The organism is Pseudomonas sp. WSY_20 (assembly GCF_043104335.1).
Lineage (GTDB): Bacteria > Pseudomonadota > Gammaproteobacteria > Pseudomonadales > Pseudomonadaceae > Aquipseudomonas > Aquipseudomonas parafulva_B.
Map to the genome: position 1 here is coordinate 177,575 of NZ_JBICKP010000017.1, position 13,354 is coordinate 190,928.

Annotated in this window: 16 protein-coding genes and 1 pseudogene; 11 read left to right on the forward strand and 6 right to left on the reverse strand. The window is 60.5% G+C overall.

The genetic code is table 11. The features are described from left to right. Window positions 1–21: 21 nt before the first annotated feature. Window positions 22–192, reverse strand: a complete 171-nt coding sequence (locus ACF8E5_RS03930; RefSeq protein WP_182138763.1) for a hypothetical protein — start codon at window positions 190–192, stop codon at window positions 22–24. Between the two features lie 8 nt (window positions 193–200). Beyond that, the gene (locus ACF8E5_RS03935; protein WP_027916110.1) at window positions 201–503 is read right to left on the reverse strand and encodes a DUF1883 domain-containing protein; all 303 of its coding nucleotides are present in this window, start codon (window positions 501–503) and stop codon (window positions 201–203) included. A 159-nt stretch (window positions 504–662) separates the two neighbouring features. Here ACF8E5_RS03935 and ACF8E5_RS03940 point away from each other — a divergent pair, with 159 nt between their 5' ends. The 8 genes from ACF8E5_RS03940 (at window position 663) to ACF8E5_RS03975 (ending at window position 8,082) form a co-directional block, all read left to right on the forward strand. Next, entirely contained in the window at window positions 663–1,025 is a 363-nt protein-coding gene (locus ACF8E5_RS03940; protein ID WP_058637940.1) for a hypothetical protein, read from the forward strand. A 77-nt stretch (window positions 1,026–1,102) separates the two neighbouring features. Beyond that, window positions 1,103–1,753 (forward strand): cytochrome c, encoded by a 651-nt coding sequence (locus tag ACF8E5_RS03945; protein WP_197843864.1) that lies wholly within the window; start codon window positions 1,103–1,105, stop codon window positions 1,751–1,753. Then, a complete protein-coding gene (locus tag ACF8E5_RS03950) occupies window positions 1,750–2,661 on the forward strand; it encodes a c-type cytochrome (RefSeq protein WP_392474935.1) in 912 nt (303 codons plus the stop codon). The genes ACF8E5_RS03945 and ACF8E5_RS03950 overlap by 4 nt, the downstream gene beginning before the upstream one ends. A 183-nt stretch (window positions 2,662–2,844) precedes the next feature. After that, window positions 2,845–3,684 carry a UTP--glucose-1-phosphate uridylyltransferase GalU gene (galU, locus tag ACF8E5_RS03955; RefSeq protein WP_058603367.1) on the forward strand — a complete coding sequence of 280 codons (840 nt, stop codon included), beginning with the start codon at window positions 2,845–2,847 and terminating at the stop codon, window positions 3,682–3,684. Window positions 3,685–3,831: 147 nt separating this feature from the next. Further along, on the forward strand, window positions 3,832–5,187 hold the full coding sequence (gene gorA, locus ACF8E5_RS03960) for a glutathione-disulfide reductase (protein ID WP_196121534.1): 1,356 nt from the start codon (window positions 3,832–3,834) through the stop codon (window positions 5,185–5,187). Between the two features lie 246 nt (window positions 5,188–5,433). After that, window positions 5,434–5,997, forward strand: coding sequence for an alkyl hydroperoxide reductase subunit C (ahpC, locus tag ACF8E5_RS03965; protein ID WP_028686434.1), 564 nt, complete (start codon window positions 5,434–5,436; stop codon window positions 5,995–5,997). A 187-nt stretch (window positions 5,998–6,184) separates the two neighbouring features. Further along, on the forward strand, window positions 6,185–7,747 hold the full coding sequence (gene ahpF / locus ACF8E5_RS03970) for an alkyl hydroperoxide reductase subunit F (RefSeq protein ID WP_392474936.1): 1,563 nt from the start codon (window positions 6,185–6,187) through the stop codon (window positions 7,745–7,747). 146 nt (window positions 7,748–7,893) lie between these two features. Then, window positions 7,894–8,082, forward strand: coding sequence for a hypothetical protein (locus ACF8E5_RS03975; RefSeq protein ID WP_058603364.1), 189 nt, complete (start codon window positions 7,894–7,896; stop codon window positions 8,080–8,082). A gap of 3 nt (window positions 8,083–8,085) precedes the next feature. Here the strand turns inward: ACF8E5_RS03975 and ACF8E5_RS03980 are convergent, their stop codons facing one another. From ACF8E5_RS03980 to nhaR, 3 genes are all read right to left on the reverse strand, one after another. Beyond that, window positions 8,086–8,733, reverse strand: coding sequence for a YceH family protein (locus ACF8E5_RS03980; RefSeq protein ID WP_196185397.1), 648 nt, complete (start codon window positions 8,731–8,733; stop codon window positions 8,086–8,088). A gap of 75 nt (window positions 8,734–8,808) precedes the next feature. Next, on the reverse strand, window positions 8,809–10,020 hold the full coding sequence (gene sstT, locus ACF8E5_RS03985) for a serine/threonine transporter SstT (protein WP_058637797.1): 1,212 nt from the start codon (window positions 10,018–10,020) through the stop codon (window positions 8,809–8,811). 84 nt (window positions 10,021–10,104) lie between these two features. Continuing rightward, complete coding sequence (gene nhaR / locus ACF8E5_RS03990; RefSeq protein ID WP_058637796.1) at window positions 10,105–10,998, reverse strand: transcriptional activator NhaR; 894 nt, start codon at window positions 10,996–10,998, stop codon at window positions 10,105–10,107. A gap of 132 nt (window positions 10,999–11,130) precedes the next feature. On the opposite strand from nhaR, the gene ACF8E5_RS03995 reads away from it, so the two are divergent. Both ACF8E5_RS03995 and ACF8E5_RS04000 read left to right on the forward strand, forming a co-directional pair. Then, window positions 11,131–11,370: a hypothetical protein gene (locus ACF8E5_RS03995; RefSeq protein ID WP_058637795.1), complete on the forward strand. Its 240-nt coding sequence runs from the start codon at window positions 11,131–11,133 to the stop codon at window positions 11,368–11,370. 29 nt (window positions 11,371–11,399) lie between these two features. Beyond that, the gene (locus ACF8E5_RS04000) at window positions 11,400–12,152 is read left to right on the forward strand and encodes a TerC family protein (protein WP_027916097.1); all 753 of its coding nucleotides are present in this window, start codon (window positions 11,400–11,402) and stop codon (window positions 12,150–12,152) included. 49 nt (window positions 12,153–12,201) lie between these two features. Here ACF8E5_RS04000 and ACF8E5_RS04005 read toward each other — a convergent pair whose 3' ends face one another. Then, window positions 12,202–12,378, reverse strand: coding sequence for a hypothetical protein (locus ACF8E5_RS04005; RefSeq protein ID WP_178091250.1), 177 nt, complete (start codon window positions 12,376–12,378; stop codon window positions 12,202–12,204). 204 nt (window positions 12,379–12,582) lie between these two features. Between ACF8E5_RS04005 and ACF8E5_RS04010 the strand changes: the two are divergent. Next, window positions 12,583–13,285: pseudogene (locus ACF8E5_RS04010) on the forward strand (peptidase C39 family protein). The last annotated feature ends 69 nt before the right edge of the window (window positions 13,286–13,354 follow it).

The following is a 13,354-nucleotide window of genomic DNA, read 5'->3' on the forward strand; positions in this document are numbered from 1 at the left end:
CGGTGAATGGGGACTGGGCGATTAGAGTGCCTTGCTGACCTGGATGTCGCTGACCTTGTCGACGTCGTCACCATGGATCTTGCGCAGGGCTTGCAGGGCCTGTTCCGGAGAGTCGTCTGACATGAGGGCGAAATCCCAGCGGCGCTGGCCTTCGAGCTTGTATTTGATGACGTACTTGATGGTCTGGGTCATGGCTGGCCTTACCTGAGTTGCGACGAGGAACGGCGGATGATCTTGATCTTGTGCGTGAGGCTGGGCTTGCGCGTGACCGAGATCGGACGGGTCGTCACGGTATCGATGGTGATGTTCCAGAAACCGGTGCTGGGCACGGTGATCTTGGCGGGGAACTTGTCGAAGTGGCCGCCGTGATAGGTGTGACGACCGCCATTCTTGAAGCTGCGAAAGTTGGCGTCGTTCATCAGACGGATGTTGCAGCGCTGGGAACACTCGATGACGACGATATCGTCCTCGTTGAGGTGCTCGCGCTGGTGTACGAATTTCATGTGTGGCTCCGCAAAGTCTGGTTTTGCAAACGCGCACGATACCACGATGCGCGGTGAGCGCGCCGGGCGGCTGATCGGGCGCAGATAAATCTGCCAGTCCAGGGAGCAAAAGAGCCAGATCACGGTCGAACGGGGTTCGTGATGACAGAGGTGCAGCAGATGAAGTGGATGTTGGCGGCGTGGATGCTGACCCTGGCCGGGTGCGCCAGTGTGTCTGACCTTGAACAGTCCCATGAGACGATGGATGTGATGTCAGGCAAGACGCCACGTGAATATGCCGACTGCGTGAAGGCCCGCCTGGCCGACTCGCGTGGCCCGTTGACGGAAGAGAAACGCGGCGATGGATTGCGTCTGATCGTGCCGCAGAAGTTCTCGCCAGGCGAGGGCCCAGGCGCGCTCCTGGATATCAGCCAGCGTAGCAACAATGGCAGCAGCATCAAGTTGCATGAGCGTCTGAGCAACTTCCCATTGCGCCCGGGTGATGTGCGCAAAGCCGCGACGGCTTGTATTTCCGGGGATTGACCCAGCGCAAGTGACCATCCTCCTTTTGCTTATATGTTTTGGGCCTAAGCATATAACAATAGAAAAGGAGGTTCATGATGAGACCGTTCAGCGTCATGGTGATCGGTGGCCTGATGTCCCTGGCCTGGGCATCGGCCCACGCTGCAGATGGCCAGAAAGTCTTTACCCAAGGGGGCGCCGACCCCGCTGCCCTGGCCTGCATCGGGTGCCACGGTGCCGATGGCAACGGCATCGGCGCAGCAGGCTTCCCCAGGCTCGCTGGCCTGCCGGCCTCGTACTTGAGCAAGCAATTGCATGACTGGCGCAGGGGTACTCGACAGCAGGCAGTAATGGCGCCCTTGGCAAAGGCGTTGTCCGAGGACGAGATCACGGCAGTGAGCGCCTACCTGGCCAGCTTGCCGGCACCGCCAACCGGTGACCTGCGCCGTCAGCAAATTGCCGATGATCCAACGCTGCGGCTTGCGCTTTATGGCGACTGGGAGCGGCATATCCCCGGATGTATCCAGTGTCACGGCCCTGGCGGTGGCGGGGTGGGCGAGCACTTCCCTCCGTTGTCTGGCCAGCCTGCAGCTTACCTGGTGGCACAACTCAACGCCTGGCGGGATGGAACGCGCAGTAACGATCCCAACCAGCTGATGGTCGGCGTGGCCAAGGCCATGACCCCTGACGAGATCACGGCCGTTGCCGAGTTTTTCGCCCATCCCGCTAACCTGGAGGCCAAGCCATGAAGCCTTTGCTTACAGCCCTGCTGCTGGCCGCAGGCAGCGCTCACGCCAACCCCGTGACCATGGAGGACCAGTCCCAGCTCAAGGTGCCGGATGCACAGGTGCAGCCGCGCTTCGTGCCGCCGGCCGAGGGCGAGTTGCCGGACAATGCGTTTGGCAAGATGGTGCGCGAGGGGCACGCCCTGTTCGTCGATACCCGGCGACTGATGCCTGAAGCGGTTGGCAACGGCATGAACTGCAGTAACTGCCACCTAGATCAAGGGCGCATGGCGCACTCGGCTCCCCTGTGGGGCGCCTATCCGATGTACCCGGCTTACCGCAAGAAAAACGACAAGGTCAACACCTATGCCGAGCGAATCCAAGGCTGTTTTCAGTTCAGCATGAACGGCAAGCCGCCGGCGGCTGACAGTCCGCAGATGACTGCGCTGTCGGTTTATTCCTACTGGCTTTCTACCAAGGCGCCGACCGGGGTCGAGTTGGCCGGGCGAGGTTATCCGGAAGTGGCGCCGCCAGCGGGTGGCTATGACTTCACGCGTGGGCAGAAGGTGTATCTCGAACAATGTGCGATCTGCCACGGCAAGCAGGGCGAAGGGCAGAAGGTGGCGGGCGAGTATGTGATGCCGCCGCTCTGGGGCAGGGAGGCCTACAACTGGGGGGCGGGCATGCACCGGATCAATACGGCGGCGTCATTCATCAAGTACAACATGCCACTGGGTCGACCGGGTTCGCTCAGCGACCAGCAGGCCTGGGATGTGGCGGCATGGATAAACCGGCACGAGCGGCCCCAGGACCCACGGTTGGTAGAGGGCTCCATCGAGAAAACGCGCCTGAAGTTCCATGCCAATGACGGGGTCAACCTCTATGGCCAGAAGGTCGAGGGGGTGTTGATCGGGCAGGGCACCGGTCACTGATGACCGGGCAAGGGCCTGGAGGGGTGACGTACCGGTCAGGAATATTGGGCGACCCTTTGAACTATCCGTGAGCGGTTGCCTCTATGTTCCCAACGATCGGCCACAGGCGGGGCATTGTAAGGTGACCGCCGCCTGATTAGACTGCGCCGTAACCCCCAGGCCTAGCCTTTGTTAAGGACGTTTATGATCAAGAAATGCTTGTTCCCGGCAGCCGGCTATGGCACTCGCTTCCTGCCCGCCACCAAAGCCATGCCGAAGGAAATGCTGCCAGTGGTCAACAAGCCGTTGATCCAGTACGGCGTTGAGGAAGCATTGGATGCAGGGTTGAGCGAGATCTCCATCGTTACCGGTCGCGGTAAGCGCGCGCTGGAAGATCACTTCGACATCAGCTACGAGCTGGAAAACCAGATCAAGGGTACCGACAAGGAGAAATATCTGGTAGGCATTCGTCGCCTCCTGGACGAGTGCTCGTTCTCCTACACCCGTCAGACCGAGATGAAAGGCCTGGGCCACGCTATCCTTACCGGCCGTCCGCTGATCGGCGACGAGCCCTTCGCCGTAGTGCTGGCGGACGACCTGTGCGTCAACCCTGAAGGCGACGGCGTGCTGACCCAGATGGTGAAGCTGTACAACCAGTTCCGTTGCTCGATCGTCGCCATTCAGGAAGTCGATCCGCAGGAAACCAACAAGTACGGTGTCATTGCCGGCGACATGATTCGTGACGACATCTTCCGTGTGACCAACATGGTAGAGAAACCAAAGCCTGAAGATGCCCCGTCCAACCTCGCCATCATCGGCCGTTACATCCTGACCCCGGATATCTTCGACATCATCGCCAATACCGAACCCGGCAAGGGCGGCGAAATCCAGATCACCGACGCCTTGCTGCAACAGGCCCAGAATGGCTGCGTAATCGCGTACAAGTTCAAAGGCCAGCGTTTCGACTGCGGTGGCGCCGAAGGCTACATCGACGCGACCAACTTCTGCTTCGAGAACTACTACAAGACCGGCAAGGCCTACTGAGCCCCTGCTGCAAGCCAGGCGCGTTTTTTCTTGCCGCCTGATGCTTGAAGCTTGAAACTGCCGGTACCAAGCTGCAAGTGACAAGCCACGCTGCCCGTTGTGCAGTCTGCCGCTTGAAGCTTGCAGCTTTTTTTTGGAGAACGAAAAGTGGCCTACGATTTTGATCTGTTCGTGATTGGCGCCGGCTCCGGTGGCGTGCGCGCCGCACGGTTCGCTGCCGGTTTTGGCGCGAAGGTAGCGGTTGCCGAGAGCCGCTACCTGGGCGGCACCTGTGTCAACGTGGGGTGTGTGCCTAAAAAGCTGCTAGTGTACGGCGCCCATGTGGCCGACGAACTGGAGCAAGCGGCTGGATACGGCTGGACCTTGGAAGAAGGGCACTTCGACTGGGGTACGCTGATCGCCAACAAGAACCGTGAAATCGAACGGCTTAATGGCATCTACCGCAACCTGCTGGTCAACAGCGGCGTAACCCTGATTCAAGGCCATGCGCGCATGACCGGGCCCAACGAAGTCGAGGTCGAAGGTCAGCGCTACAGCGCCGAGCACATCCTGATCGCCACCGGCGGCTGGCCCCAGGTGCCGGACATCCCTGGCAAGGAATTGGCGATCACCTCCAACGAAGCGTTCTACCTCAAGGACCTGCCGCGGCGGGTGCTGGTGGTGGGCGGCGGCTACATCGCGGTGGAATTCGCCGGGATCTTCCAGGGGCTGGGCGCCGCGACCACGTTGCTGTATCGCGGCGATCTGTTCCTGCGCGGCTTCGATGGTTCGGTGCGTACCCACCTCAAGGAAGAGCTCGAAAAACGCGGGCTCGACTTGCAGTTCAATGCTGACATCCAGCGCATCGACAAACTCGAGGATGGCAGCCTCAAGGCGACGCTCAAGGACGGGCGGGAACTGGTTGCCGACTGCATCTTCTACGCCACCGGCCGGCGTCCGATGCTGGACAACCTTGGCTTGGAAAACACCGGCGTCGAACTGGATGACAAGGGGTATGTGCGAGTAGACGATCAATACCAGACCACGGCGCCCTCGATCCTGGCCATTGGTGATGTGATCGGCCGCGTGCAACTGACGCCTGTGGCACTGGCTGAAGGTATGGCCGTGGCCAGGCGTTTGTTCAAGCCGGAGCAGTACCGCCCCGTGGACTACCAGAATATCCCCACGGCAGTGTTCAGCCAGCCGCCTATCGGCACGGTAGGGCTCACCGAAGAACAGGCTGTCGAGCAGGGCTATGAGGTCAAGATCTTCGAAAGCCGCTTCCGCGCCATGAAGCTGACCCTCACCGACATCCAGGAAAAGACCCTGATGAAGCTGGTGGTGGATGCCAAGACCGACAAGGTGCTCGGTTGCCACATGGTCGGGCCGGATGCAGGCGAGATCATCCAGGGCCTGGGCATCGCGCTCAAAGCGGGCGCGACCAAGCAACAGTTCGATGAAACCATCGGCGTGCACCCCACGGCAGCGGAAGAATTCGTGACCATGCGCACGGTGACTCGCTGACTCAACCCAGGCCGCACGCAACGTGCGGCCTGGTTGCGGGGTGGGGGTTAACGAGCCGCAGCCCCCACGCCGCCGCATCCATGGGTTGTCGCCCGCTTGGGCAACACCGGGCTAGGCAGCCCTTGACCGGTCTGGCTCATAGCCAAAACCAATCATAAGCATCAGGTTTGCCAATGAGCCTTTATCGGTCCATGCGGTTAGGATTCTCTCCGTCAACTGATTTCAACCCATGAAGGAGCGTCTCTCATGCCTATCATCAACAGCCAGGTCAAACCGTTCAACGCCACTGCCTACCACAAGGGCGAGTTCGTCCCGGTCAGCGAAGCCGACCTGAAAGGCAAATGGTCTGTCGTGTTCTTCTATCCAGCCGACTTCACTTTCGTGTGCCCGACCGAGCTGGGTGACCTTGCTGACAACTACGCCGAGTTCCAGAAACTGGGCGTTGAGATCTACGGTGTTTCCACCGACACCCACTTCACCCACAAAGCGTGGCACGACACCTCGGACACCATCGGCAAGATTCAGTACCCACTGATCGGCGACCCGACCCATGTGATCGCCCGCAACTTCGACGTACTGATCGAAGAAGCCGGCCTGGCTGACCGCGGTACCTTCGTGATCAACCCCGAAGGCCAGATCAAGATCGTCGAGCTGAACGATGGTGGTGTAGGTCGTGACGCTACCGAGCTGCTGCGCAAGGTCAAGGCTGCCCAATACGTCGCCGCGCACCCAGGCGAAGTCTGCCCAGCCAAGTGGAAAGAAGGCGAGGCTACTCTGGCGCCGTCGCTGGATCTGGTCGGCAAGATCTGATTCTCGCCCGATAAGCGCCTGTGCCGCGGCAGCGCCGCGCAGGCCTTGCGGGGAGATCAGCCAGTCATGTGCCATACGCGGGCGGTAAGCAGCCGCCACAGCTGAACCACTTACCGCCCCGTCAAACGCCCGGGCGACTTCGCCTGGGCGTTTTTGTATCCGAGTTTTGAAAAAGGAAATCGCCCGTATGTTGGACGCCACGCTTAAATCGCAACTGAAAACCTACCTGGAGCGGGTCACCCAGCCGATCGAGATCGTTGCTTCCCTCGACGACGGTGCGAAGTCCCGCGAATTACACGACCTGCTGGTGGAAATCGCCGGCTTGTCCAGCCTCATCACCCTGCGAGCCGATGGCGACGACGCCCGCCGCCCTTCGTTCTCGCTCAATCGCCCCAACGGCGACATCAGCCTGCGTTTCGCCGGCATTCCCATGGGCCACGAGTTCACGTCCCTGGTACTGGCGCTGCTGCAAGTGGGCGGCCACCCCTCCAAGGCCAGCCTGGAAGTGATCGAGCAGATCCAGGCGCTGGAAGGGGAGTTCAGCTTCGAGACCTACTTCTCGCTGTCCTGCCAGAACTGCCCGGATGTGGTTCAGGCGTTGAACCTGATGGCGGTGCTCAACCCCAACGTACGCCACGTGGCCATCGACGGTGCACTGTTCCAGGCTGAAGTCGATGCCCGCCAGATCATGGCCGTGCCCAGCGTGTACCTCAACGGTGAGGTGTTCGGCCAGGGGCGCATGGGTCTTGAGGAAATTCTTGGCAAGATCGACACCAACGCCGGCGCGCGTCAGGCCGAGAAACTCAATGCCAAGCAGGCGTTCGATGTACTGGTCATGGGCGGTGGCCCGGCAGGTGCTTCTGCCGCCATCTATGCAGCGCGCAAGGGTATCCGCACCGGCGTGGCCGCCGAACGGTTCGGTGGGCAGGTGCTCGACACCATGGCCATCGAGAACTTTGTGTCCGTCCATGAAACCGAAGGCCCGAAACTGGCCACCGCGCTTGAAGAACACGTCAAGCAGTACGAGGTGGACATCATGAACCTGCAGCGCGGTGAAGCACTGATTCCGGCTACCGACGGCGGCCTGCATGAAGTGCGCATGGCGAGCGGGGCTTCGCTCAAGGCCAAGACCGTCATCCTGGCCACCGGCGCTCGCTGGCGCGAGATGAATGTACCGGGTGAACAGCAATACCGTGGCCGCGGCGTGGCCTACTGCCCGCACTGCGATGGCCCATTGTTCAAGGGCAAGCGCGTGGCGGTGATTGGTGGCGGTAACTCCGGCGTGGAAGCGGCGATCGATTTGGCAGGTATCGTGGCGCAGGTGACGTTGATTGAATTCGATAGCCAGCTGCGTGCCGATGCGGTGCTGCAACGCAAATTGCACAGCTTGCCTAACGTGACGGTCATCACCCAGGCACTGACCACCGAAGTGATCGGCAATGGCGAAAAAGTAACTGGCCTGCGTTATAAGGACCGGACCAGCGACATCGAACATGAGCTGGCGTTGGAGGGGATTTTCGTTCAGATCGGTCTGTTGCCGAACACCGATTGGCTCAAAGGCACCGTTGAACTGTCGGCACGCGGCGAAATCATCGTCGATGCCAAGGGGCAGACCAGTATTGCGGGTGTGTTCGCTGCAGGTGACGTGACGACGGTGCCCTACAAACAGATCGTGATCGCCGTAGGCGAAGGGGCGAAGGCGTCTCTGGCCGCCTTCGACCACCTGATCCGCACCTCGGCCCCTGCATAAGCGACATTTGGGCAGAGCCGCAACCCTCGCATGCACTGGCCGTGCTCTACGGCGCAGCGCATGCGGGGGTTTTGTCATGGGCCTGGCTAAACCCCCGTGGCATGAGGGTGTCTATGCTTACATGCAGACCCTTCAGGAGCCACGCCATGACCCTGATCAGCCGCGAACCCTGGTGGCTAGTGCCGCCAAAGCCTGGGCAGACTGAACAAGACCTGCACTGGGGCTACCTTGAGATCTACAGTAACGGCCACACCGTATTCGTCGATCAGCGCCCAAGCGATCGTGAAATGGCCGAGCGCAAGAGCTGCCGCAACTTCCCCAAATCAGACCGTTGAAGCCTAGCCGCCAAGTGCGTCCAGGCGAGCTTCCAATGCAGCGATACGCGCTTCCAGTGCTTCGATTCGATCCTGCGCGGCCGCGCCGGTACCGCTGCGCGTTGGACCTTCCTGCTGCCTTGCGGCCAGAATGGTTTCGATCTCTGCCGGGTCACCCAACCCATGCGTGTAACGGTCTTCCCGCTGACCGGCCTGACGCGGCAGGTGCACGGCCAAGTTACGTGATACCAGGCGCTCGAGCTGGTGGCGGACCTGGTCAGTGTCGTCGAAGTCGTGCAGGCGGTTGCTGCGGGCTAGCAACTCGCTGAGGGTCTGCGGGCCACGCAGGAACATCAGCCCCATCAGCACCAGCTGTGCAGGCACCAATTCCAGCGCCTTGTCCACCCGGTGTTCCCAGCGATCGGCGCGGCTGCCCATCTGCAGGCGTGCCATCTGTTGTGCTTCGAGGCTGCGCAACGCCTGGCCCACTTGGCCTTGGGTGAGGTTCATCACCGGCTCGCGGCTGGTCTTTTGGTTACAGGCCAGGAGCAGGGCGTTGAGGGTGAGTGGGTAGCTTTCCGGGCTGGTGGCCTGTTTTTCGATCAGCGAGCCGAGCACGCGAATCTCGACGCTGTTCAAGCGACCTTCAGTGGGGGTGTCTTGCTCGGACATGGCCCTGTCTCATTGCTGGGAAAAGGCCATTAGCGTAGGTAAATGAGGGGAGGGCCGCAAGACGGCCCGGCTGAATCAGGCGCTGCGGCGCTCCTCGGCCTGGCAAGCGGCTGCAGTGAACAGCACGTCGGTGGAGGAGTTGAGTGCGGTTTCGGCGGAATCCTGCAGCACGCCGATGATGAACCCCACCGCCACGACCTGCATGGCGATTTCACTGGGAATACCGAACAGGCTGCAGGCCAGCGGGATGAGCAGCAAGGAACCGCCGGCCACGCCTGACGCACCGCAAGCACAGACCGCCGCTACCACACTGAGCAACACGGCCGTGGGGAGATCCAAGGGAATGCCCAAGGTGTGCACCGCCGCCAGCGTCAATACGGTAATGGTGATTGCAGCGCCGGCCATGTTGATCGTGGCCCCCAGCGGAATGGATACCGAATAAGTATCCTCATGCAGCCCAAGCCGTTCGGACAACGCCATGTTCACAGGAATATTGGCTGCCGAACTGCGGGTGAAAAATGCAGTAATACCGCTTTCGCGTAGACACAGCAGGGTGAGCGGGTAGGGATTGCGACGGGTTTTCCAGAACACGATCAGCGGGTTCATGACCAGAGCGACGAACAGCATGCACCCGATCAGTACCGCCAGCAGGTGCAGGTACCCCAGCATCGCTTTCAGCCCGGACTGAGCCAAGGTGGAGGTGACCAGGCCGAAGATGCCCAGTGGCGCAAAGCGAATGACAATGCGCACGATCAGCGTAACGCCATTGGACAGGTCGTCGACCACCTTGCGGGTGGTGTCACCGGCGTGGCGCAATGCGATGCCCAGGCCGATCGCCCAAGTCAGCACACCGATGAAATTAGCGTTGAGCAGCGCGTTGATCGGGTTGTCGACCGCACTGAGCAGCAGGTTCTTCAACACCTCGTTGATGCCGCCCGGTGCACTTAGGGTGGCGTCGGCTGCGTTCAGTACCAGGTGCGAAGGAAACATCATGCTGGCAACCACCGCCACGACAGCCGAGGCGAACGTGCCGAGCAAGTACAGCCACAAGATGGGACGGATGTGGGTTTCCTGTCCGTGTCGATGATTGGCAATCGATGCCATGACCAGGATGAATACCAGCACGGGTGCCACCGCCTTCAAGGCACTGACGAACACCGTACCGAAAAAGCCCAGGTCGCGGGCGACGGCTGGCGCGATCAGGGCAAGGGCGATACCTGCCACCAGACCGATCACGATTTGCGTCACCAGGCCGGTGCGGTTGAGAAGGCGAAGGAGCGGTGTCATGCGCAGCGAGGTCCCGAAATCTGAAAAGGGCTGGACTTTACCATAGACCTTGGTCAGGCACTTGCTGGCCGTTGTCAGGAAACGCTACCAGTTGAACAGTTCGCGTCGTGCCCCTTCAGTGATGGCAACGATGCCAGGATGCTTGACCTTGCGCTCGACTGAAATAGCGTAGAAGGACTCGTTCACGGCCTCGGTTTGTCCGATCAGTTGTACGCCATATTGGCGACACACTTCTTCGGCAATTACGCTGGGCGCCACGAAGATGCCACTGCCAGACTGCCCGAACGCCTGCATCAGGGCGCTGTCGTCGAACTCGCCGACGATACGCGGTTGGATATGTTGCTCACCAAGCCAGCGCAGCAGGCGGCTGCGCAGTACGGTTTCCTGCCCGGGTATGAGCAGCGGTGCATCGTGCAAGCACTCCGGGAACAGGCCGTCATGCCGGTGGGCCAATGTTGGGGTTGCGAAAAAGCTCAGGCCACATTCTCCCAGTTTCTGGCTATAGCCTTTGATGTCCAGGTGCGGCGGCATCGGGCTGTCTGAAATGACCAGGTCCAGTCGCTGAATGGCAAGGTCGGCCAGGAGGCGCTCCAGCTTGTCTTCACGGCAGTTGATGCGCAGCACATTCTCAAGCTCCATGGTGGGTGCCAATAATCGATAGACAATGGATTTGGGCACCACGTCAGCCACCCCGACCCGGAACAGAATCTGCTCCTGGGGGCCGGCACGCAGCATGGCTTCAAGCTCTCCCCCTAGCTGGAACATCTGCTCGGCGTACGTGAGCGCCTGGCGTCCGGTTTCAGTCAATTCCAATTGCCGACCCACCCGCTGGAACAACTCGACGCCATAAGCCTGTTCCAACAGAGTGATCTGCCCGCTGATGGTCTGTGGCGTCAGGTTCAATTGCTCGCTGGCGCGAACGATGCTGCCGGTTCGGGCTACCACCCAGAAGTAGTGAAGCTGGCGATAGTTAAGCATGAGCGCAAAGGCCAATTCGAAAAAACCGAAGTATATCGCTTGAAAATACGAATTTTACAGAAGTGTTGCGCCGACTAGAATCCACATCATTCAGGCTGATACGAGCCTGCGCACATCATTCCGGAGGCGCCTATGCTGTATTTCAAATCAATGGGTACTGCGCTGGTCATGGGCATGACGCTGATAGTACTGGCCGGCTGTGATCAGGCTGAGAAGTCTGCGCAGCAGGTGCTGGACCAGGCAGCGAAGTCGGCTCAGCAGGTTATCGAGCAAACCAATCAGGCTGCCCAGCAGGCCCTGAGCGACGCGCTGGGGCCCGAGAAGCAAGAGCCCGAGCAAGATGACCCTGCCTCCAAAACCCAGGACATTTGATCCCCAACCCGCGTGACAGGATGTGAACAATGGAATATTTGCTGGAACTTGCCGCTAGCCCCACAGCCTGGGTGGCGCTTGCCACGCTGGTGGCCATGGAAGTAGTACTGGGTATCGACAACCTTATCTTCATCTCCATCCTGACCAACAAGTTGCCCGTTGCGTATCGCTCCAAGGCACGTCGCATCGGTATCAGCATGGCACTGGTGATGCGTCTGGCACTGCTGAGCACCGTTGCCTGGATCGTGCAACTGACCGACCCTGTGTTCGAGGTGTTTGGCAACGCCTTCTCCTGGAAGGATGTGATCCTGATTGCCGGCGGCCTGTTCTTGCTGTGGAAGGCCACCAAGGAAATTCACGAGAACGTCGACCCACACGGTGCCAAGGAAGAGTCCAAGGCTTCTTCTACCGTCACCTTGGGCTTTGCCGCAGCGATTTTCCAGATTCTGTTGCTCGATATCGTGTTCTCGGTAGACAGCATTATCACTGCCGTAGGCATGACCGAACATTTGCCGATCATGATCATCGCCGTGATTACTGCCGTGATCGTGATGATGGTGGCGGCCGATCCGTTGGCCAACTTCATCAACGACAACCCTACCGTTGTCATGCTGGCGCTAGGTTTCCTGATCATGATTGGCATGACATTGATCGCCGAGGGGTTCGGCGCCCACGTGCCCAAAGGCTATGTGTATGCGGCCATGGCATTCTCGACCGCTATCGAGATTCTGAATATTCTGGCACGTCGGGCACGCCTCAAGCGTGAGGCCAAGCAAGGATGACAGCAGGCGGGGCGCATGGCGCCCCATTCGCTGCATGTTTCGGGTGGGGTCAGTGCGCCGCTGCTGCGCGTGGAGCACGCCGTGCAGGGGCGGGTTGAGGGCGTGGCTGTGTTTGCGCAACGGGTTGAGCGTGCCGCCGTGCGATGCGCAGTACGCCCCAGAGCATGGCCACCGCAACGCTGAGCCACATGCACACCAACATGATGATTGCCAAGGTCATATTCATTCGTGCCTCCATCTCTACGGCGAGCGCTTGATACGCCAGCGATTGCCTTCCAGACACTTGATTAGTGTAGCCCCTGCGTCGGTACGTTCCATCGAATAACGCCTGCGGCGCCGAGCTGATTCGCCAACATGCCCTGTCGGACTGTACCGCCGCTGTTGTGGGACCTATCATCGCGAACACAGCAGGGCGCTGCCTGCCCTGCGTTTGAGCAAGCGAGTACCCCATGCCCACTTTCACCTCGTCGTCGCCGACCAAGGCCGTTCGTCAGCTCATCCTGGCGTGTTGGTTGGGTGTCACCTTGGCAGGTTGTGCCGGGACACCCTCTACCGCCCTCCAGGGCCTGCCCCAGCGGGTGGAGCTCAGCAGCGTTCCGTTCTACCGCGGTAACGCCAACCACAGCGCAGCCATGGCATTGGCCGCGGTCCTGTCGCAGCAAGGTGCGCCCATCACGCCAGGGTTGCTCGATCAGCCGCTGAACCTGCCCATGGGCCTCGACAGCCTCGATACCAGCATTGCGCGCGTTGCGCGGGACTACGGGAGGGTGGTGTACCCCTTGGACAAGCGGCTCGATGCCTTGTTGACGCAGGTTGCCGCTGGAAACCCGGTGCTGGTTCGCTATCAGGACGGTTCGGCATGGTGGAGCGAACCCAGGTATGCGGTCTTGATAGGGTATGACCGGTACAAACAGCGCGTGCTGATGCGTGCAGGCATGCAACGCCGCCTGGTGATGGCATTCGACGATTTCGCCTCTGCCTGGGCGAAGGAGGGGCGCTGGGCAATTCTGGTGCAGCCGCCGGGGCAGTTGCCGGCGAACGTCGATCGTCAGCGCTGGCTGCAGGCCGCTGACGAACTGGCGCGTGCGGGTCAGGAATTAGCGGCCAGGCAGGCCCTGGACAGCATCAAGTGAGACCGCTCGCATCAAGCGTCACGCGGTCACTGTAAGAGCGGCCTTGACGGGGCGCCGGAGCGGCTACGG

Excerpts from the sequence above, each read along its gene's own strand:
- ACF8E5_RS03995 (WP_058637795.1), top strand. The coding sequence starts at position 11,131 with ATGCTGTATTTCAAATCAATGGGTACTGCGCTGGTCATGGGCATGACG.
- ACF8E5_RS04000 (WP_027916097.1), top strand. The coding sequence starts at position 11,400 with ATGGAATATTTGCTGGAACTTGCCGCTAGCCCCACAGCCTGGGTGGCG.
- ACF8E5_RS03980 (WP_196185397.1), bottom strand. The coding sequence starts at position 8,733 with ATGTCCGAGCAAGACACCCCCACTGAAGGTCGCTTGAACAGCGTCGAG.
- sstT (WP_058637797.1), bottom strand. The coding sequence starts at position 10,020 with ATGACACCGCTCCTTCGCCTTCTCAACCGCACCGGCCTGGTGACGCAA.
- ahpC (WP_028686434.1), top strand. The coding sequence starts at position 5,434 with ATGCCTATCATCAACAGCCAGGTCAAACCGTTCAACGCCACTGCCTAC.
- ACF8E5_RS03975 (WP_058603364.1), top strand. The coding sequence starts at position 7,894 with ATGACCCTGATCAGCCGCGAACCCTGGTGGCTAGTGCCGCCAAAGCCT.
- ACF8E5_RS03950 (WP_392474935.1), top strand. The coding sequence starts at position 1,750 with ATGAAGCCTTTGCTTACAGCCCTGCTGCTGGCCGCAGGCAGCGCTCAC.
- nhaR (WP_058637796.1), bottom strand. The coding sequence starts at position 10,998 with ATGCTTAACTATCGCCAGCTTCACTACTTCTGGGTGGTAGCCCGAACC.
- galU (WP_058603367.1), top strand. The coding sequence starts at position 2,845 with ATGATCAAGAAATGCTTGTTCCCGGCAGCCGGCTATGGCACTCGCTTC.
- ACF8E5_RS03935 (WP_027916110.1), bottom strand. The coding sequence starts at position 503 with ATGAAATTCGTACACCAGCGCGAGCACCTCAACGAGGACGATATCGTC.
- ACF8E5_RS04005 (WP_178091250.1), bottom strand. The coding sequence starts at position 12,378 with ATGAATATGACCTTGGCAATCATCATGTTGGTGTGCATGTGGCTCAGC.
- ACF8E5_RS03930 (WP_182138763.1), bottom strand. The coding sequence starts at position 192 with ATGACCCAGACCATCAAGTACGTCATCAAATACAAGCTCGAAGGCCAG.
- ahpF (WP_392474936.1), top strand. The coding sequence starts at position 6,185 with ATGTTGGACGCCACGCTTAAATCGCAACTGAAAACCTACCTGGAGCGG.
- ACF8E5_RS03940 (WP_058637940.1), top strand. The coding sequence starts at position 663 with ATGAAGTGGATGTTGGCGGCGTGGATGCTGACCCTGGCCGGGTGCGCC.
- ACF8E5_RS03945 (WP_197843864.1), top strand. The coding sequence starts at position 1,103 with ATGAGACCGTTCAGCGTCATGGTGATCGGTGGCCTGATGTCCCTGGCC.